The following is a 19,846-nucleotide window of genomic DNA, read 5'->3' as shown; positions in this document are numbered from 1 at the left end:
AGATGCACCGCGATGGACATTAGTCCGCTGGTTGTAATGGTTACGACACCTACGAATGACCGCCAGCTCGTAGCCCTGTCCCTAGTAGTTAATGTGAGGGAAAAATGTGCTGCTAGCCCCACAAGCCTTTACAACATTGTCTTGATGCAGTCGCTCATGGGGGAAACCGCCAAAACCGTAATGGTGCGTTTTCCGTAGGCGAATTTAATTCGCCACGGGTCGCACCTCTGCATCGCTGCCGTTCGCGGGAGGGGAACGAAGTCCGACAAACGTTACTCCTAATCGGAGTTGTAGAAAACTCATGGAACGATGGAGGCTGATTCTAGAAATTACTAGTTATAGAAATTACTAGTTATTAAGCTTCCTATCGTTAACTGACCTAAACTCATCCTCCGATGTCGGCTACCAACAGCTAACCAAAGATTTGTTCATGGGTCAGTTAATGCGGAAATCGCATAATTATTAGTGAATTCACTAATTATGGGCAATCTGCCTGAGCCAATAACTATTTCAATTAATTGCTAGTAGCCTTCCCTTGACAGCAGGGGTTTAGATTGTTGGGTATGGGGTATGGGTAAAATCTGGTGTTAGTGATCCGAGTTTCAAGGGTGGCGTTGTGCCATCTTCTGTTCACACCCCCATCACCCCTCTCTCCCACTCCCATTACCCTACACCCTATACCCCACAAGCGAAGGGAAGCGTTTGACCTCACTCAAGGAACCACCCACCACAGCAACACTAACGACTAACTATGGATGCCAAAGTATCGTCCCCATCTAGCTCTAACCACATCTACAGCGACTGGACAGTAACTGAGACCAAGTTTGATCCGACTCAATTGCACTACAAGGAAACCGTTTTTACCATTGGCAATGGTTACCTCAGTACCCGAGGTAGCTTTGAGGAAGGGTATCACGCTGCATGGCCAATGACATTGATTAATGGTGTCTACGACGATGTGCCAGTTGTCTATACTGAACTGGCTAATTGTCCTGATTGGCTACCTATAGTGATAGTGGTAGAAGGTGAACGCTTTCGTCTTGATCAAGGCGAGATCTTGCACTACGAACGTCAACTTGACCTGCATCGAGGCAAGCTAACTCGTGATGTGCGTTGGCGTACTCCTGGTGGTAAGACTATCGATATCCATATCGAGCGTTTTGCCAGTATGGCTGATGACCATGTATTAGCCCTTCGCTGTCAAATCACTCCGGTGGATTTCGATGGGGCAATCGAAATTCAAGCCAGCATCAATGGTTACCCAGATAACCAAGGGGTGCTCCACTGGGAATGGTTGAAACAGGGTCAGATTTCAACTGGAACTAACCAGACATCCGAAGGAAGTATCTGGTTACACGTTCGCACCCGTCATACTGCGATCGAACTGGGTATGGCTTCCCGAGTCAGTGTCAGTGGTGTTGATGATGCCCAAATACAGCTAAAGGGCTGTGAAGGTCACCCCACCTTAGCCACTACCTTACAAGTGCGCTCAGGCCAGCTCGTGACCCTAGATAAAGTGATTAGTGTGTTCACATCCCGGGACACCGAAACCCCAGAAAAGGTAGCCCAGGAACACCTGGTCAACCAACCGGATTATCTCACCCTATTCTCTCGACATGAGGCAGCTTGGGATAAGATTTGGCAAGATAGCGATGTTGTCATTGAAGGGGACCTCAACGCTCAGATTGCTATACGCTACAATTTGTTCCAATTGTTCATTTGTGCCCCCCGTCATGATGACCGGGTGAATATTCCCGCTAAAACCCTTTCTGGTTTTGGCTATCGGGGTCACGTTTTCTGGGACACAGAAATTTTTATGCTGCCCCTGATGATATTAACTCAGCCCCAGATTGCCAGGAATTTGCTGACCTACCGTTACCATACTTTACCTGGGGCAAGGCGTAAAGCTAAGCTTCAGGGCTATCCGGGAGCCGTTTACGCCTGGGAAAGTGCTGACACCGGTGACGAAGTAACCCCTCGCTGGGTTCTCTCCGCTGAGAAGGATGGAGACCCAATCCGAATTTGGTGTGGCGATCGCGAACTCCACATCACTACTGATGTAGTCTATGGTATTTGGAAATATTGGCAGGCTACCGGTGATGATGACTGGGTGGTACGCTACGGTGCTGAGATTATCCTAGATACAGCGGTATTCTGGGGAACTCGGGTTGAGTGGAATGGTAAACGGGAACGCTATGAACTCCGGGATGTGATTGGTCCGGACGAATACCACGAAGGGGTAGACAACAATGCCTTCACCAACCGCATGGTTCAATGGCACCTAGAGACTGCTCAGTTCGTCCTAGACTGGTTGCGTCGGGAACATCCACAGAAAGCTAAAGAACTGGAAGAATCACTGGAGCTAACCCCAAGCCGAGTTAGTCTGTGGTCTGAAATCATCCGTCGGATGTGGATACCCTATGACCATGAAAGGGACTTAATCGAACAGTGTGAGGGGTTCTTCCAAATTGAAGACATCAACCTGGAAGATTACGAGCCACGTACCCGTTCCATGCAGGCTATCCTTGGCATTGAGGGAGCAAGTAAAAAGCAAGTACTCAAGCAGCCAGATGTCTTGATGTTGCTATACCTGATGCGGGAGCAGTACGGCGTAACCTCTGATCCAGAGAAATACCGGGAAATTTTGCAACGAAGTTGGGACTACTATTCTCCTCGCACCGATCACACCTATGGTTCGTCCCTCGGTCCTGCGGTTCACGCCATCCTCGCCTGTGAATTAGGAAAGACCGAGGAAGCTTATGTACACTTTATGCGCGCAGCGATGGTAGACCTAGAAAATGTGCGGCGTAACGCTCATGAAGGAATTCATGGTGCTTCCGGTGGTGGTGTATGGCAAGCTATAATCTTTGGATGCGCTGGGATCAAGTTCACAGACAACGGACCTGTTGCTATTCCCCACTTCCTACCGGGCTGGACACGTCTGAAGTTTAAGCTGCAATGGCGTGGAAAGAAGTACGAGTTTGATCTCAATCCAGAAACCAGTACTCAAACAGCACAATCTGAGGCTACCATCTCCCCAAGTTCTCGACCCCCCGGCTCTCCAGCTCAAATCCAGGGTGTGATTTTTGACTTAGATGGCGTAATCACTGATACCGCAGAATATCATTACCAAGCTTGGCAAAAACTAGCCGATGAAGAGGGTATTCCCTTTAATCGCGAGGCCAACGAAGCACTGCGGGGCCTTTCACGTCGAGAGTCCCTGATGGCACTTCTGAACGGTCGCTCAGCCACAGAAGACCAAATCCAAGAGATGATGGATCGCAAAAACAAGTTCTATCTGGAACTGATCAAGAACATCTCTAAGGCTGACTTACTACCTGGAGCCCTAGAGTTATTGACTGAACTCAAGGAAGCTGGTATCAAAGTTGCGATTGGCTCCGGTAGCAAAAATGCCAAGGAAGTTATGCAACGATTGGGTATTAGCGATCGCATTGATTCAATTTCTGACGGCTACAGTGTCACCCGCTCTAAGCCTGCACCAGATCTGTTCTTGCACGCAGCACAGCAGTTGGGATTGGAACCAGCTTATTGTGTAGTAGTAGAAGATGCCGGATCTGGTGTCGAAGCCGCTCTAGCTGCTGGTATGTGGGCTGTGGGACTTGGTCCAGTTGAACGAGTTGGAGCAGCTCACCTCGTGTTACCCAGTCTCGAAGGCGTACATTGGAGCAACCTCCACAAACAATTAGCAGGGAATCGTTTAATTCCTTGTTAGGGTATTTGGAACTAAATATTTGGAACTAAATTGGCTGGGTGAAGTCTAATTCACCCAGCCATATTTTTTTGGTTATAGTCCTGAGTACTGAGTAGCGAGTGGTGAGTGTCAACTGGGAAGTCCTTGTATCCACACACTCACGTCTTAGGGTTATGGTGTCAGACTTATAGCGGTTTGGGATTTTATTAAGTACATAGTTCTCAGTTTTTAGGGAGCAGGGAGTAGGGAGCGGTGCGACCCGTGGCCAATTTAATTACGGGTCAAGCGCACGCCCTGGGAATAGGGAATAGAGCAGTTGGCATTCAACCCCTACCGGTTTGAATTTAAGTTAATTACAATAACAATAACTATTCAATAGTCATTATTTATTAGTCTGGATTCATAATTATACTTATTAACCTACATGCAAACCCCTATATTGCTTCCTAGACCCCACAACAGTTCAACGATTATACTGCACTTACAGGGGCTGAGGTTATGCCATTAGCTGACTTATGCTGTTCTAGCACTTTCTGATAAGCCGCTTCATAGCCATCAACCATCTTGGGAACACTGAAGGTCTCTTCCACATACTTACGGCACTCTTCCCGAGAGAGTTTAAGAGCCTCTGGAATGAGAGCGTCCATATCCTCAGGATTAGCACAGATTATCCCAGTTCTCTTGTCGGCCACCACCTCCGGTACAGCGCCAAAGTTCGTGGCAATCACTGGAGTCCCAACACACATTGACTCAAGCATTACCAAACCAAAAGGTTCGGGCCAGATAATCGGAAAGACGGTCAGGCTGGCTTTGGATAATAATTCCACCTTCTGTTCGTGGGTCACTTCACCCAAGTATTGAATTTGTTTACCGTCGATTTGGGGAGCAATCTCTTGTTCAAAGAATTCCCGGTCAACTACATCAACCTTGCCCGCCATTTTCAAGTTCCAGCCAGTTTCACGGGCAATTCTGATCGCATGATGAGGACCTTTCTCCTTTGACAAACGACCCAAAAACCCTAAGTAGGGGGGGTCATCGGCTGCTTTTGGATTGAACGGATAATCCTCTATTTTAACACTATTGTAAACGGTAGCAACATAATTCATCTCTGGTCCGGATGACCGCTGATGATTACTGATGCTAATATGGGGTATGTGGCTGTATCGCGCATAAGCCTTGCTAATATCATTGCCAAAGCGACCATGCATGGTATGAACCACAGGGGTCTTGTACGTGTCAATCACCGGAAAGGTAATCATCCCTGTGTGAAAGTGAATTAGGTCAAACTCATCAGCCACCTCGCCAATCTGAGCCAGTTGCAGTAGTTCGTAAACTATTGGTGCCTCTACCGAAGGGTCAAGGCGCAAAGCCTGAGGAGCCACAGACTTTAGTTTAGCGATAGTGATGGAATCTCCAGACGCAAATAGGGTGACATCGTGACCACGGCGAACTAATTCATCAGTGAGTTGGCTCACAACTAGTTCGATACCACCATAGCCTGGTGGGGGAACTCTCTCCCATAAGGGGGAAACTTGAGCTATCCGCATATCATAGTCCTCCAAAAATCTTTTAAATTGGCTAAATTGGCTTGATTGAGAGCTAGCAAAACTTAAGACGGTGCTCTTATCACAAATAAAAACCGATTCTGCTATCTTACAGAAAGTTTTTAGCTTTTGGGAAGAAGCTAGACCTAATCTATCTACATTCCCCGGGAGTAAGTCAGCACCATACAGGTGTAGGTAGGCTAATTAATTTAAGTTTTATTTAACTTTATGAAGAAATATTAGCTTATGATAAGTAATCTATCAAGCCTGATATTGGTAAATTCAGCCAAATCTCCTAACCAAGCCCTTAGAACGTAACAGGGTAACAACCCACTTCAAAACTAGACAGGGTGTCCAGTTTAGGGTGAGCCTGTAGGGTGAACCAGTGTGGGGCAAGCCGGTGTGGGGCGTAGGAAGAGGATTTACCGAGTCAGGGTAATCCGTGAATTGCCGATTATCTAGCTAGCTAGATAATCGGCAAAATTCGTAATCTTTTAGAACTACACAATGAGTGTGAGTAGTGAGGAATGTGGGTTTGAGGAACCTTAGTCCCACTGCCCACGCTTACCTTGTGGCGCAGGTAGCACCTAGAGCTAATCTTGCCTTATGAGCTACCTCGTCTGACCAGCTGAGTTAGCTGCTTGATATTCATCAAGCGCATAGTCTGCTGCTCCGGGTCAGCCTTAATCCAGCCCTTACTCTCCAGCTTTTCCATAATTTTGGTAGTATCCTCTACACTGATATCTGTGATATCAGCTAAGTCTTGATAGGAAATGTTATAGATTTCTGTGCCTTTTTCAGTTATTTCACCGTAATTGTCTGCCAAACCCACTAGAGTATTGACTAAATTAACCGCTGGAGGTTGATAGCGATTTTGTAACCGGACATTGCTCTGACGTAACCGCCGCACCATCAGTTGTAACATGCGATGGTGCAACTGGGGATCTTTAAAGAGAGTTTGAATAAAGCGTTGTGCAGAAATGGTCAGTAGTCGCACGTTCGACATGGCAACGATATCGGTTGAGCGGGGAGATTCATCAAGAATTGCCATTTCACCAAAAAAGTCACCCCGACCCAAAATTGCCAGTGTGACATCGTTTTCACCGCGTAAGTGTCGCACTTTAACCCAGCCGGAGACAATAAAGTAAACAGCATTACCCCAAGCATCTTCCATGATGATAGCTCGGTCGGTCGGGTACTCATGCTCCACCGCAATGGACTCAAACCATTCTAAGGTTTTTGGGCTAGCTGTATTAAATAGTGGGAAAAGCTCACTATAAGCTGTAGTCTGCATTAGGGTTCTTTAAGCTGAGATTGAAGGTAATGATACGCAGTAGTGACGATCTGGGACTGCTTGGACACAACAAGCCTAGCAGTGATAGTGGTTAACCACATTCTATTAAACAAACTCTAATGAACCAACAGGTAAATAAAGGTGAAGACTGATAATACTCTCAGCTGTGGACTGTTGACTGTTATCGTTCACCAGTTACGTAGATAATTTAATTCCACCCTCCCCTACTAACCTGTCCCCCATTTAAATTTAATAGTTTAGTGGCTGAATCCCTTTGTTGGTCAGGAGTTATGCGTTAAAATTAGATTGGAACTTAAATCTTTGATTGTAGTAGGAGAGTCTTTTTTTTTTTATAGAGTATGAACCTATTGACTAACTTTTGGTAGTTAGAGCATCCCGAATTTCAAACCCTCTATCAGTTAATTCGGCGGCCTAAACAACTCGACTACCTTGAACAATAGCTCTTCCCGTTGTTTTAGCCCCTGGATAAATTTACAATTGCATCTGTTGAATCTGTAATAGTAGCCAATAGTAGCCCATCTGAGATTAGAAGGAAACTTTATAAAAATCGGATAATGGTTCAAATATTTTTGAATATATCCGTTTTATGGCGTCTTTTTCGTCTTTTTAGCCGTTTCGTGGTAAGCACTCAGCTATCAGCTATCAGCTATCAGTTTATGGGCGCTTGGGCAAGCTACACCCAACAGCTTTTGAATAAGCGATGCAGTCGGCCAAAGGGGGTTTCCCCCACTCGCGCTTCGGATCAAGACAACAGGTAAGCATTAGTTTAATCTGAGTAAAGTCACAGCGTCGAAGTCTATGCCACAAAGCTGACGGCTGACGGCTGACGGCTGAATGCTTACGTTTCGTGAATCATTATTTCAATGATGTTAACCCGTTCATTCACAGTTAAAGGAAAGAGGTTTTTCCATTGAGAAATCACTAAGATAAGCAAAGGGCTGATAAAATTATTGTATTATTCAATCCTGGCTAACCGGAAGTTTAAAACTTATGGTTCAGACTCTAAGTTTTAAACTTCATTTATAACCGTTGTAATAGTCAGTTTTTTATTAGTTTTTGTTTATCTAATGGTATCGACCTTACCATTACTATTTCAGTATATCCGATACTCTTTAAGAGTTTTAAGATATAATAAAAAAAAAATTGTGTATTGGCTTACCCTTCCTAACTATGCATAGAGTAGCAGGGTAATTACCTCGACCACTTCTTCTTAAAGAAGCTGACGGCCAACAAATTCACACGGACTTTAACTACCTCTATTGAAACACAGTTTCCCTGGTCTGAATCTGACTCTGGTGAGCTTGAGCAATTCTCTGTTTCCGAATTTGGGCAATGGCTTTGACTAGTCTAAAAGGATTAATACCGTGTTCGTTAGCATAGCGTAAGATATCTTGCAGCTCTTCTTCGGTAAAATTAACAGTTGGCTGAGAGTGGGTAGATGGCTGATTTATGATATTTTGAGTCATGATGCTGGTTTGCCAATAGGTTGAAGGTTGTAGATGTATCCCTGACTTGCCATAGCAGTTGGTTGAAAAATTTTGAGCTGAGGTTGTAAGATGGCTGCTCATGGGCAGCTATACTTTGAGCGGTCAGCTTACGGGCTACTTTGAGGCTGCGCAAGCAGCTATTAGCTCGTTCGCTGCAGAGACATCAGAGCTTAAGCTCCATAGCTCAACCAAAAGCTCAGTTTATACCCAAAGGAAGTATAAGCGTGCAAATGCCGAAGTAATTTGAGATGATTGGCTTTAAGTGTCTAATACGGTTTCGATATTCCTTGATAGTTTGGCTTGGATTAGATCGTTTCCCATACTCAGCTGTTAATGATTAACCACTAACGACTAAACTAATGACTATAATCCTAACGAACGACGATGGGATAGATGCTCCCGGAATTAAAGCACTAGAGCAAGCGGTCAACGGTAACGGTAATTTTGTAATTATCGCTCCGAAGGAGCATCATTCAGGCTGTGGCCATCAGGTTACTACATATAAACCGATTCACGTCCAACGTCGGTCAGACTATGAGTATGCAGTTTCTAGTACCCCAGCGGATTGTACTCGCCTTGCAATATCACATATTATACCAGAGGTAAAGTGGGTTCTGTCAGGTATTAATGCTGGCGGTAACTTGGGGGTTGATGTCTACATTTCTGGTACAGTGGCGGCGGTTAGGGAAGCGGCGATACAGGGAATACCAGGTATTGCGATTTCCCACTGGATTAAAAAACCTTGGGTGATTAATTGGGAGGTGGCGAGTCGTTGGACAGCTAGGGTGTTGGCGGATTTGTTGAATCGTCCGATTGCTGCTGGTACTTACTGGAATGTGAATTTACCTCACTTGGAACCGGGTTCACCTGAGCCAGAGGTGGTGTTTTGTGAACCGAGTACTCAACCGTTACCGACAAAGTATCGTGTGGAGGGGGATCACTACTATTATGAGGGGGAGTATAACAAACGCGATCGCGCTCCTGGTACTGATGTAGATGTGTGTTTTTCGGGTAATATTGCTGTGACTCAGTTGCGACTTTAAGGCATCAGGACTTACCCAAAACTGGGCACCAAACGCCCTTAGGTAGTAGGGTGCCCCTACTAGTAGAGTAAGTGCCCAAGTCCTGACAATGCTATGGGTGGTTTGGTTTGGAACCACGAAGGCACAAAGTACGCGAAGAGGGGATTAATCCATAGCGTGAATCAAAGTTTTTAGTAATTAGTTACCATGCGAATTTTAATCATGGGTGGTACCCGGTTTGTTGGGGTTTATTTAACCAAGGTTTTGGTGGAGATGGGCCATGAAGTGGTGCTGTTCAATCGGGGAAATAAGCCAGCGCCACTGCCAGGAGTCCAACAGATTCATGGCGATCGCAAGGATCCCAATCAGCTCAAGGAAATGTTATCGTCTCAAGAGTTTGATGGAATTTTCGATAATAATGGTCGGGAGTTGAGTGATACTCAACCCTTAGTGGAAATTTTTAAAGACCGGGTGCAGCATTTTGTGTATATGAGTTCGGCTGGGGTGTACTTGAAGTCGGACCAGTTACCCCATCTCGAAGGAGATCCAGTTGATCCCAATTCTCGCCACAAGGGTAAACATCATACTGAGGCTTACCTACAAGAACTTGGGGTGCCGTTTACAGCGATTCGTCCAACTTATATCTATGGTCCCCAAAATTATAATGATGTGGAGGCTTGGTTTTTTGACCGGATTGTTCGCGATCGCACTATTCCCATCCCTGGTAATGGCATGCACATTACTCAGTTAGGTCATTGTCAGGACTTGGCGAGGGCAATGGCCGCAGTACTGGGGAATAGGGAAGCGATTGGGAAAATTTACAACGTGTCCGGGGAACGCTATGTCACCTTTGATGGTTTAGCACGAACCTGTGCTATGGCCTGTGGTAAGTCGGCTTCAGAGGTCAAGCTCGTGCATTATGACCCGAAGCAGTTTGATTTTGGTAAGCGCAAGGCTTTCCCATTTCGATTACAGCACTTTTTTGCTGATATCCATAAGGCTAAGACGGAACTTAACTGGCAACCAGAGTATGATTTGCTTTCGGGACTGAAGGATTCCTTCGAGAAGGATTATCTCGCTTCAGGTCGGGATCAAGCTGAAGTAGATTTTGCCGTTGATGACCAGATATTAGCGGGTAACAGGTAAACTAAGCCAGAGATTAAGGTTAGGACCACCGATAGCCAGAAAAGGACTAGGGATGGGATGATCCAGGTGTCGGGAGTTGGAGCAATTAAAAGTGCGATCGCACTAATTTGACTAACGGTTTTGAGTTTACCCCAGATATTGGCTCCCTGTATGCTAGCGCTACCGGATAACTTGGGGTTAACTCGCCAACCTGCGATCGTTAACTCCCGTGCCAAAATCAAACAGACTCCCCAAGCGGGTACCTGACCTAGCTCAATTAATGCTAGTAGGGGCGCTAGTACCAAAAATTTATCCACTAACGGATCAAGGAATTTGCCTAAATCAGTAATTTGGTTCAGTTTACGAGCTAGATAACCATCTAACCAATCCGTTCCAGCAGCAAGGAGAAAGATCCCGAAACCGATCCAGCGGCTTTGGTCAGTTGGGTGATTCAGGAAGTATAGGATAAAGGGCAACCCCAGTAAGCGGGAAAAGGTAATCCAGTTAGGCAGAGTCATTCTGGTAATCGGTAATCGGTAATCGGTAATTGGTAATTGGTTACTGACCATATTAATTTTAGGGGCACACGCCGTGCCCCCTTAAGCATTTCGTCTATGGAAGTGAGAACCGACAGAGGAGAGGGAATAAATTTAGTATGTACCTCATCAAACTGAGAACCGCTATAATTCCTCTTCCTCGTTTCCGATTGCCTATTACTGAATTCCCGAAGACATCTAATCAACCATTGCTGGTTCAAGCACTATCAAATTGCCCTCCTCATCAACTGTGATCGGCAGAGGTTCGCTGATATCGCCGAGAAAGCTCCCGTCTAGAGCGAAATTACGCCATGACATAAAGTACCAGATCTGATCAGGACCTTGTACCAGTTTTCCGGAATAGAGCCGCTTCACTGAATCAGCCCAGAGTGCCCTTGGCGCAGAAAATGGTCCTAAAGGATGATCAGCAACCATGTAAAAGGTCCCCGTGAGGTTACTATCAACAAATTCTCCTGGGGGGATCGAGAAGAGCAGATAGTAGCGCCCCTGGATAAGAACCACTTGCGGACATTCCATAGTCCCGAACGTCATCGGCTCAGTTAATGGTGGCAATACTTGCCAATCAATCAGGTTTTGTGAAGTGGCATGAGCAATCACGCCGCGACTTTCAGCAGGACCATAATTAACGCGACCAGTAATTAAAGCATGAAATTCCCCTGTTTCAGGATCCTGAAACACCCAAGGATCGCGCCAGGCTTCATCGAACCAAAGGTTTTTCTCAGGGTGCTTGAGATCATACTTCTCGTAGTAGCGACTATCAGCCTCCATCACCGGGTTTTTCGGATGTTTTTCCCAGTGGATTAAATCTTTGGAGGTAGCAAGGCTGATGCGTTGGATTTTTCCTTGCTCTTTGCGCTCAGTGCTGGTGTATAGGAGATACCACAGGCCATCATGACGAATTACGCAGCCAGTCCAATTAGTGTATTCATCCACGTCACCATAAGCTTCAGGCTTCATAGCATCTGGTAGAATCTGCCAGTTGCGTAAATCCTGAGAAACAGCGTGACCAAATGAAACATGCCAATGTCGGTCTTCTGGATCCGGTAAATCCTTAGAAGCTTGCAAGTAAAATAAGTGATAGTCGGAAATATCTTGAGCTAGCCAGAAGTCCCAGATCCATTTATCTGGGATTTGTAAACTGTGATTAGGAAGCATGAGTTACCTGCTTTTGTGTAAGAGTATTCGTTAGTGAATAACTGTGACTAACTCCCTAGAACAGTTAGCCTCTTTACTAAGGCGTCAACTAGAGAGTAGAAAGTAATAATTCGGTAGTAGGGTAAGGTAAGGAAAATTCCTTACCGCTTAATTAGATCCTATCTAACTAATTGTTGTGTAATTTATAGAAGCAACGCCTAATGATTAAACACTAGTCTATGTATCCAAGCCAATTTTTTTTCCTGAATACATTAAACTAGTGAGGAATTACGTACTGAGAGGATTTAAAACTATATCTATACTTTGGACGGGCATAAAGTTTGAGTTGGATTTAGCTATCAGCAAATACGCTCACTGTTGACCGCTCAAAGCATAGTAAAGCATAGTGTTTTAATTGATTAAAAATTCCCCTCTAATCAGATAATCAGAGAGTTACTACGTAAGTCCTAATATTGATTCATAATAGGTTAAGGCTATAGCAGCATTTAAGCGAGGTCTGTACTCGCTTTTTTCCCTATCACTACCAAACTTATTCTAGGATAACAAATACTGTTGGGGAAATGTCATTGGTAAAATTGCTTATTAATTGGCATCACAATCAAATCTTTAACTTGTGAAGACATAGACAAAGATTTAACTAAGGTCAGATTACTAGGATGTAAGCATTTAGCTATCAGCTATCAGCTCTCAGCTATCAGCTCTCAGCTCTCAGCTTTTTAATAAAACGGGTAAGCATTGCTTTAATTTCTGTTACGTTAGCTGACCACTGACCACTGACCACTGACCACTGACCGCTGAATGCTTACACTAGGACTTACGCAGTTGAAAGGAAAACCCGAAGCCAAACTCGAAGCCAAACCCTAATTTAGGAGCCCAAGGCTTGCCCCCTCTAGATAGGATCTCAGCCTATATAGCACTATGCATTCAGATGTTTGACATTGTCTTGATGCAGTCGCTCATGGGGGAAACCACGGCAGTCGCTCATGGGGGGAACCCCCAAGACCGCGCTGCCTCCCCAAGACCGCGCTGCATCGCTCCTAAACTCTGAAACCTAGTCCTAGCTTACTTTTGACTTCTGACTTCGAACCTTGCTGACTTGCGCGTAGCGCTATACCTCAATGCTAAACTTGCATGAGCCAGCCTAGGGATTAGGCTATCAAGCGTGTAACCTTCATGTATTACTTAGTAATACATATCATCAAGGAGAATTGGCGATCGCAAATTATTGGTAAAAGATAAGTATTTATGGCTCTTCCGTACTTGTTATGCTAAATTAACACTTTGAGGAAGGGAGCAGGGAGTAGGGACTGAGGCCGTTGGCCACGCGGGGCGCGTTCGGAGCAGTGGAAAGAGGCAGTATTTAGAAATTATTGTTAATTAATCAGAACCATTGTATAGTAAGCTTTCTGATTTTTTTAACCTGAAATGAGCGCATAGCAGGTACTGAAGAACCGTATTTATACTTAGATTGTGCCCCATATCCCTGGAATTTGATGGATGCTCTTGTCAAACAAATAATACATTGATTTAATAAAGTAATATTCCCTTAACAAAACTAAAAATATCTTAAGCAGAAGCTGATGATACAACAACTCGATCAGGGCAGGAGCGACGCTGCGACCTTAGAGCAACTGTTCAACCATGATATCAGCATCCAGACAACGCCTCATCAACCTGCTCCAAGTCAAGCAGCTGTCTCAAAATATCTCCTGCTTTACCTTCAAGGAGGAAAGGATTTAGAGGGAGTGCCTTGGCAGAGAGGAGAAATGGGTGGGGCTATTCTTAGTGAAAATTTGTCTGTAATTAAAGACTTAGGTCCTGTCTTTGAGCCAGACCGGGACGACTACTGGCGAAGCTCTCGCCTTCTAGCAGGAAGCTTACGGTTGGTAAACGAAAATTCCCTGTATTTCTTTTACGGTGGATCTCCAGACCGTCCTAATTTGCTTCATGAGTATATTGGCTTCTGTAAGGGAATCATTAGGGATAATCACGAGATTGATTGGCAAGCTCCCCAACTGATCGAATTTCGTGATTGGGAGAAATATTACGATTACTCCGACCATCCATTAATGCCGGACCAACGTCACCGCCAGTTGCGGGATCCTTTCCCGATATTTCACGAAGGCAAGTATTGGATGTTTCTATCTGCTGCTGCCAAGACAAATTCCCAACCCAACAAAGGCTGTATTGGTCTAGCAGTAGCAGATCAACTCGAAGGACCCTATACACTCTTGCCACCAGCCTTGTTTCCTCATTTCATGACCAATGAAGGTGAGCAAGGTCTCTTTTACGAGTGTGAACGAAGCCACGTTTACTATAAAGGAGGAATGTGGCACATGTTCTTCTCTGTGATGAAGCAACATGTGAATCCCCGTTGGCTTGAGCAACTTGGTGACGACGCTGCGTCGATTACTGACTCCAGCCTGTACCATTTTGTCTCGCCACAGATCAACGGTCCCTATCAGCCAGCAGGGGTGGTACCGGTTGTGAAAGGATCTTCCGAGTCTAACTTGTATGCGATCAACTTCGAGCGCAATAACCAAGAAGACCTCATTGCCTATGGGTTAAATTTAGGAATGCAGGAACTGGATGTTTCTGGTCAGTGGAAAGTGTTGTGGGACAACGATTATCCAGAAATTAAGAAAGTAAGTCCTTCTGGTCAGCAGAGTGTTGCTGATCCCTCGTCACTATTATATGGACGTGAGGGATACTTTATTTGGGATGCAATTCTATTCAAGCTACCGCCTAAGGTTAACTAGGTTACCAGGTTAAAGGTTATCTTCTGAACCTTTAACGTAAGCATATGCGCTAAGCGCACGCTACTTGAGGTGCAGTCAGCGGTCAGCGGTCAGCGGTCAGCTTATTTTATTCAAAGGTGCGCTTGACCCATTACAGCGGTTTGCAATTCAGTCAGGTACAAATTCTTGGGTTAATGGGAGCAGGGAGCAGGGACTTCGGAGCAGGGAAGAGGGAAGAAGGAGAAAATCCTGTGTACTTGATAGTTATGCAAACCGCCGTAAGAATTAAATTCGCTATAGGTGCGCGTCTCCAAGGCCGCGAGGGATTGCTCGCGGCCTTGGGTCGCACCTTTAGGCTTTGCCGACGCGGGGCGCGTTCGGGTCGCACCTAAAAGCACCGATTGCGCTACGCTGTTCGCTGATAGCTGTTGGCGTAGCCTGCGCGTAGCGCATATGCTTACCCTTTAACCAAACAACCTTTAACTTTCAACCTTTAACCAAACAACCTTTAACCAAACAACCTTTAACCAAACAACCTTGACACTAATTCAATAGCTGATAGCTTACGGTTCCACAATCGAACCCATGAACAAAATTGCTCCAGTTTTATTGTCCCGAACAGTACAGAAAAAAGGACGGTTAACCACTAGATTGAATGGTTGATCTATACTAATGGAAGTGGGAACAATACCGATAGAAGTAGCAGCGGCTGCTTCAGTGCCTTCTTCATTAACTTCTACAAAGGTTTTGTGCTTGACTTGACTAATGGCTGCTGATTGAGAGGTCAGATTAGAAAAATCAGCGTTATCGGTAAACGCCACATCCATCCCCAACGCTTTTAGGGAATCGTTGAGTTTAATATCGTATTCAAATTTAAAGCGCGGTAGCCGAATTGACCCATCTCGAGACCTAAACTCTTTCATCCATTGTAGCCAGTTTTCCGCTGTGAGTTGTTGTTTAAATTCTGCCAAGCTGCTCCCTTCACGGGGTAAGAAAACATACAAACTCAGCCGTTCTTTACCGTAGGGAATACTTACAGCTTGAAAGGCATCATTTTCATAGTACTTATACTTCCCATACTGATACATCATCGGGTGTTGCTTTTGGCTTAAATCAGAGAGATAAAAAGCTTGATCAGACGTTTGACTCTTATCGAATTCTCTTGTCCAGCTGCCTTTGAAATAGATGGCATTGATTAAGAATAGTAAGTCATCCGCTTGAGTGCGATCGACAATCGTTTTGATTTTGCCGTTTGTGTTATTTTTGACCCAACGGTTAATTTTTTTTGCAGCATTTGCACTACTAAAATCAAGTTCTGTGACCTCTGCGTCGTAGAATTCCTGGTTGTTTTTAATAAATTTGGGATTGATGTCAATGCCTTGGTTAGCCCACAGGGAGTTGGCAATGGACAGCTGGACATCAGGGTCAGCATTTTCCAAGCTAGCTTTTAAGGCGTTATTCCCCTGGTTGAGTTGATCTAGACTCAATCCCTCTAATTCTAGGACTTTTGCCATAGCCTCTTGAGTCTCACCGCTGGCACCGTTGTAAGCCATGTCTAGGGCAATGGCGATGCTGGTAGGAGAGACAAAAACATTCTTGTTGGTGTCCTGCTTGAGAATTTCTGAGAATAGCTTGAAGCCAAATTTAGTATTAGCCTCTACAAGATTGGTATCTACGTCTAGATTTGGTTGCTGGTCAGCTGAAATTGATTCTTTCCTTGGTTCGGAGTTAGGCAGAGGGTCAAGGGCATTGGTTTTTTCCGACACACACCCCAATATACCTGTAAGCAGGATGCTGACTGCCATAACAGTGGCTATACGACTAAGGATTTGATGGTTCATCAGATCGTCTCCGTTGCTAATACCCTGTTCTAATATGACCATTACAGGATAATTCGGTTCCATTAGTTACGGTTTTTGCAACCGGGATGGGTAATCGGTAATGGGGAATGACGATCTAATCGTGGTGTTTAATAGTAAAAATAACAGTATAAATGGCGTTGCTGAATCTTCGAATGAATATGAGTGGGGTGGGCATCCTGCCTGCGGTGAAAATATCAGGAACAGGCAAGATGCCTGTTCCACCTCACTCTTAAAATCATTCCATTATTAAGCAACGCCGTATAAATCACCTAATTTCGACATAACTAACGTTATCCAGGAGTCATGATTCCATAAGTTGTGAAGGTTTTAAGGGCTCGACACTTCTGGACTTTTCGGTATTTTTTTGTACCTCACATACCTCTAGTCTTTCAAGTTGGCTTTTCTCTTATCCATAACCAGAAAGCGCTGCACAAAAGGCTATGTGTCTCATAGGGAATTATAGTCAATTTTAGGCAAATATTACCATAATTTACTGATCGTCCAGATTTTTTGCCCTTGACAGCCACAATTTTTATGCTATGCTAGAATAATGGGAATAAAAAGTATAATCCAGATTCTGCTGAGCAACAACTTAAATCAAACACAAAACCATACATTAAGCAAACCAGATCAGCAACATAGGATATCTATTATGAAGTTGACGAATAACACACCCTGCCTCCACTAGTATCAGGCTAGTGGAGTTTTTTGATCCAGATCACCTGGTGCTCAGATTGACTAATCGACCAAAACAAGCAAGTTTATAAAAATTTATATGAAATCACACCAAAAATTGACGTTAGGTAAACACCAAATCATACATGATTGGCCAATAATATTAATTGAGAACACAAAGAGAAAAGCACACCCCGCTAGTCTGGCCGCTAGCGGGGATTTTTTTTACCGGACCTACGGCCAACAGCTAGACCATTTGACCAGTAAGCCTCAAAAGTGGCTCAATTGATGATGGGCAGATCCCGAGACCGGTGGCTCTGACTAGAATGAAGCGGAAGTGATGGTGATTGTGGTCGGACCCACCGTTTGCCAGCCAGAGTTGCTCTGACTACCTACCCATTCACCTAGTCAAGGGTAAGCTGAGCACAGTGGTCCAACCTTTAGCCCGATGTTTGCTTACAGAAACATATTCCGAAAGGTGTCCAGATAGCTGGCTGCAAGCATACCTGCCAGGAAGCCAAATAAATGTCCTTGCCAGGAGATCCCTGTTTCACCAGGAAATAAACCTCTGAGTGTAAAACCATAGACACCACCGATAGCAATAGAACCTATGACTAACAGGGGGTTATCTTCTAAATACCCCTGTGCGATCAGAAAAGCTACATACCCAAAAACTACACCGCTCGCGCCATAAGAGACACTGTTAGGTGAACCAAGTAGCCATTCAGCTAAACCACCAACCAAGACTATCACCAAGGTCACGACCCAGAAATCATCCGTTCCTCGTAACAACACCCAACAGCCAAGGAGCGCGAAAGGAATAGTGTTTCCGATTAAGTGTTTCCAGTCTTTGTGCAAGAATGGTGAAAACAAAATACCAACTAGCCCGAGCCAGGTGCGGGGTTGGATACCAAACTTTTCGTTAAGTGCTCCCCCGCATAAGACTAAATTGACAAAACTTATAATCCAGGCATAAAGAACCAAATCACCCACCGCCTGGAAGTTGTCACCCCAAGCATTTCGGAATTGATTAATCCAATCAAATATAGTTGTCATACTTCACCCGGTAGCCTGCACGCTCATATTTATTAGGAATCCTAACACTGAAAACTCCGCCACAAAGCGAGCTCAGATGAAAGTGACTAGCGCGCTAAATGCCTAGAAAAAACTTGTGATAAGAGGTTGACACTTTTCTAGCGCCAGAGTATACTTTAGATATAGGGTACAGGTTGAAAAACCGTTCGCGTAGCGTGGCCTTTGGCCTTGGCGCAACCGGGTCAGAAGCCCGCCACTGCTTGACCTTAAAACATTAATGCCCGGAGGGTAGGGAAAATCCTCCTTAAAAACCCAACCGTCAATTAACTATTGGCGTGTGAACCCAGGTAAGTCACTTTTTGAGAAAGAACGGTACGGTGGGGCACACCGAAGGCGAAAAGGAAGAGAAACGGACTATGCACATGCACTTCCTGTTAAGTAGCCAAACGCCTAAGAAGAATCGCCCTCTGGGTCTACTATGAACTGAACTAGATTCTTGGTCTTGACGGGTTTTTGGTTTAGATATTGCCTATTTTTGCGGCGTCAAAGATTGGGACATAGTGGTTTAAGGCGGCTCGTTGATCTAGGAATCCCCGCGCCTAATGGTCGGGGAGTGTCAAGTTGACTACTATAATTTATATGGAGTTTCTCATAGTAATCAGGTACCTAGGTGCGCTCTTACCATTAAGAATTAAATTCGCCACGGGTGGCACCTCAGGATTTTTTCCTTATTCCCTATTCCCTACTCCCTACTCCCTACTCCCATTAACCCAGGATTTTTTCCCTCACCTAATTAAGAGCTCTCTATATATATAATTGATCATGAGTGCCAATTCAAGGTTATCCCAAGGTAATTGGATCATGAGTTTATATTCAGAGTTAATTTTCCCCCGATTTCTGGACTGGGCTATGTCTGACCCGGTCTTAACCAAGTATCGTCAAGAGGTTTTATCTCAGGTGTCTGGGCAAGTATTTGAAATTGGCTTTGGCACAGGATTAAATTTAAGGTATTACCCCAAACAACTGGAAAAAATTACCACGATTGATGCTAATCCAGGTATGCAGTCCTTAGCAAAAAAACGTATTCATGAATCGGAAATTACTGTTGATTTTCGGGTACTGAATGGGGAAAGTTTACCGATGGCTGACCATAGCTTTGATAGTGTAGTTAGCACCTGGACTTTGTGCAGTATTGCTAGGGTAAATCAGGCTATACAGGAAATTTATCGGGTGCTAAAACCAGGGGGAAAGTTCTTTTTTATTGAGCATGGACTGAGTGATGAGCCTAAGGTTCAGGTTTGGCAAAATCGCTTGACTCCTGTACAAAAGATTATTGCGGATGGCTGTCATCTCAATCGTAATATCAAACAGCTGGTTGAAAACCATTTCGAGATTCTGAAGTTAGAAGAGTTTTATGAACCCAAATTTTCTAAGATTCTGGGCTATATGTATAAGGGTGTGGCTCAGAAGTCTTGAAGGTTGCATCTCATATTTCTAAAAAAGAAGGGGCGGGGGCGCGGGAAGTGTGGGGAGGGTGGGAAGTGTGGGGAGATGGGGAGATGGGGAGATAGGGGAGATTTTTATTAAGGGTAATCATCCCGACATGATATAAAACCCAG

At 44.7% G+C, this 19,846-nt stretch carries 14 protein-coding genes; 7 read left to right on the top strand and 7 right to left on the bottom strand.

Translation table 11 applies throughout. The features are described from left to right. The first annotated feature begins 36 nt into the window (after positions 1–36). On the top strand, positions 37–198 hold the full coding sequence (locus tag F6J90_RS35600) for a hypothetical protein (protein ID WP_293104976.1): 162 nt from the start codon (positions 37–39) through the stop codon (positions 196–198). Between the two features lie 553 nt (positions 199–751). Continuing rightward, positions 752–3,733, top strand: coding sequence for a beta-phosphoglucomutase (gene pgmB / locus F6J90_RS35595; protein WP_293104973.1), 2,982 nt, complete (start codon positions 752–754; stop codon positions 3,731–3,733). Positions 3,734–4,182: 449 nt separating this feature from the next. On the opposite strand, the gene F6J90_RS35590 is transcribed toward pgmB, so the two are convergent. The 3 genes from F6J90_RS35590 to F6J90_RS35580 all read right to left on the bottom strand — a co-directional run bounded on the left by F6J90_RS35590 (position 4,183) and on the right by F6J90_RS35580 (position 8,139). Then, positions 4,183–5,259, bottom strand: coding sequence for a glycosyltransferase family 4 protein (locus tag F6J90_RS35590; protein ID WP_293104971.1), 1,077 nt, complete (start codon positions 5,257–5,259; stop codon positions 4,183–4,185). 601 nt (positions 5,260–5,860) lie between these two features. Next, positions 5,861–6,550, bottom strand: a complete 690-nt coding sequence (locus F6J90_RS35585; RefSeq protein WP_293104969.1) for a Crp/Fnr family transcriptional regulator — start codon at positions 6,548–6,550, stop codon at positions 5,861–5,863. Between the two features lie 1,277 nt (positions 6,551–7,827). Beyond that, positions 7,828–8,139 (bottom strand): hypothetical protein, encoded by a 312-nt coding sequence (locus tag F6J90_RS35580; protein WP_293104966.1) that lies wholly within the window; start codon positions 8,137–8,139, stop codon positions 7,828–7,830. Between the two features lie 278 nt (positions 8,140–8,417). Between F6J90_RS35580 and surE the strand changes: the two genes are divergently transcribed. Continuing rightward, positions 8,418–9,101 carry a 5'/3'-nucleotidase SurE gene (surE, locus tag F6J90_RS35575; RefSeq protein ID WP_293104964.1) on the top strand — a complete coding sequence of 228 codons (684 nt, stop codon included), beginning with the start codon at positions 8,418–8,420 and terminating at the stop codon, positions 9,099–9,101. 186 nt (positions 9,102–9,287) lie between these two features. Next, entirely contained in the window at positions 9,288–10,226 is a 939-nt protein-coding gene (locus F6J90_RS35570) for an NAD-dependent epimerase/dehydratase family protein (protein WP_293104961.1), read from the top strand. Here F6J90_RS35570 and pgsA read toward each other — a convergent pair. Together pgsA and F6J90_RS35560 are read right to left on the bottom strand one after the other, a co-directional pair. After that, the gene (gene pgsA / locus F6J90_RS35565; RefSeq protein WP_293026278.1) at positions 10,172–10,723 is read right to left on the bottom strand and encodes a CDP-diacylglycerol--glycerol-3-phosphate 3-phosphatidyltransferase; all 552 of its coding nucleotides are present in this window, start codon (positions 10,721–10,723) and stop codon (positions 10,172–10,174) included. The genes F6J90_RS35570 and pgsA overlap by 55 nt on opposite strands. 216 nt (positions 10,724–10,939) lie before the next feature. Beyond that, entirely contained in the window at positions 10,940–11,917 is a 978-nt protein-coding gene (locus tag F6J90_RS35560; RefSeq protein ID WP_293104959.1) for a hypothetical protein, read from the bottom strand. A 1,580-nt stretch (positions 11,918–13,497) separates the two neighbouring features. On the opposite strand from F6J90_RS35560, the gene F6J90_RS35555 reads away from it, so the two are divergent. Then, positions 13,498–14,676: a glycoside hydrolase family 68 protein gene (locus tag F6J90_RS35555; RefSeq protein WP_293104956.1), complete on the top strand. Its 1,179-nt coding sequence runs from the start codon at positions 13,498–13,500 to the stop codon at positions 14,674–14,676. Between the two features lie 542 nt (positions 14,677–15,218). Here F6J90_RS35555 and F6J90_RS35550 read toward each other — a convergent pair. Continuing rightward, positions 15,219–16,538 carry a serpin family protein gene (locus F6J90_RS35550; RefSeq protein WP_293104954.1) on the bottom strand — a complete coding sequence of 440 codons (1,320 nt, stop codon included), beginning with the start codon at positions 16,536–16,538 and terminating at the stop codon, positions 15,219–15,221. A 1,110-nt stretch (positions 16,539–17,648) separates the two neighbouring features. After that, the gene (locus tag F6J90_RS35545) at positions 17,649–18,248 is read right to left on the bottom strand and encodes a rhomboid family intramembrane serine protease (protein ID WP_293104951.1); all 600 of its coding nucleotides are present in this window, start codon (positions 18,246–18,248) and stop codon (positions 17,649–17,651) included. Positions 18,249–18,848: 600 nt separating this feature from the next. Between F6J90_RS35545 and F6J90_RS35540 the strand changes: the two genes are divergently transcribed. Together F6J90_RS35540 and F6J90_RS35535 are read left to right on the top strand one after the other, a co-directional pair. Continuing rightward, a complete protein-coding gene (locus F6J90_RS35540) occupies positions 18,849–19,043 on the top strand; it encodes a hypothetical protein (protein ID WP_293104949.1) in 195 nt (64 codons plus the stop codon). A 45-nt stretch (positions 19,044–19,088) separates the two neighbouring features. Next, on the top strand, positions 19,089–19,703 hold the full coding sequence (locus tag F6J90_RS35535) for a class I SAM-dependent methyltransferase (RefSeq protein WP_293104947.1): 615 nt from the start codon (positions 19,089–19,091) through the stop codon (positions 19,701–19,703). The last annotated feature ends 143 nt before the right edge of the window (positions 19,704–19,846 follow it).

The organism is Moorena sp. SIOASIH (assembly GCF_010671925.1).
Lineage (GTDB): Bacteria > Cyanobacteriota > Cyanobacteriia > Cyanobacteriales > Coleofasciculaceae > Moorena.
The sequence above is the reverse complement of the archived record's forward strand: the minus strand, read 5'-3'. Positions and strand labels throughout refer to the sequence as shown.

Coding starts and splice junctions, on each gene's coding strand:
- F6J90_RS35600 (WP_293104976.1), top strand. CDS start 37: ATGGTTACGACACCTACGAATGACCGCCAGCTCGTAGCCCTGTCCCTA.
- pgmB (WP_293104973.1), top strand. CDS start 752: ATGGATGCCAAAGTATCGTCCCCATCTAGCTCTAACCACATCTACAGC.
- F6J90_RS35590 (WP_293104971.1), bottom strand. CDS start 5,259: ATGCGGATAGCTCAAGTTTCCCCCTTATGGGAGAGAGTTCCCCCACCA.
- F6J90_RS35585 (WP_293104969.1), bottom strand. CDS start 6,550: ATGCAGACTACAGCTTATAGTGAGCTTTTCCCACTATTTAATACAGCT.
- F6J90_RS35580 (WP_293104966.1), bottom strand. CDS start 8,139: ATGAGCAGCCATCTTACAACCTCAGCTCAAAATTTTTCAACCAACTGC.
- surE (WP_293104964.1), top strand. CDS start 8,418: ATGACTATAATCCTAACGAACGACGATGGGATAGATGCTCCCGGAATT.
- F6J90_RS35570 (WP_293104961.1), top strand. CDS start 9,288: ATGCGAATTTTAATCATGGGTGGTACCCGGTTTGTTGGGGTTTATTTA.
- pgsA (WP_293026278.1), bottom strand. CDS start 10,723: ATGACTCTGCCTAACTGGATTACCTTTTCCCGCTTACTGGGGTTGCCC.
- F6J90_RS35560 (WP_293104959.1), bottom strand. CDS start 11,917: ATGCTTCCTAATCACAGTTTACAAATCCCAGATAAATGGATCTGGGAC.
- F6J90_RS35555 (WP_293104956.1), top strand. CDS start 13,498: ATGATACAACAACTCGATCAGGGCAGGAGCGACGCTGCGACCTTAGAG.
- F6J90_RS35550 (WP_293104954.1), bottom strand. CDS start 16,538: ATGGTCATATTAGAACAGGGTATTAGCAACGGAGACGATCTGATGAAC.
- F6J90_RS35545 (WP_293104951.1), bottom strand. CDS start 18,248: ATGACAACTATATTTGATTGGATTAATCAATTCCGAAATGCTTGGGGT.
- F6J90_RS35535 (WP_293104947.1), top strand. CDS start 19,089: ATGAGTTTATATTCAGAGTTAATTTTCCCCCGATTTCTGGACTGGGCT.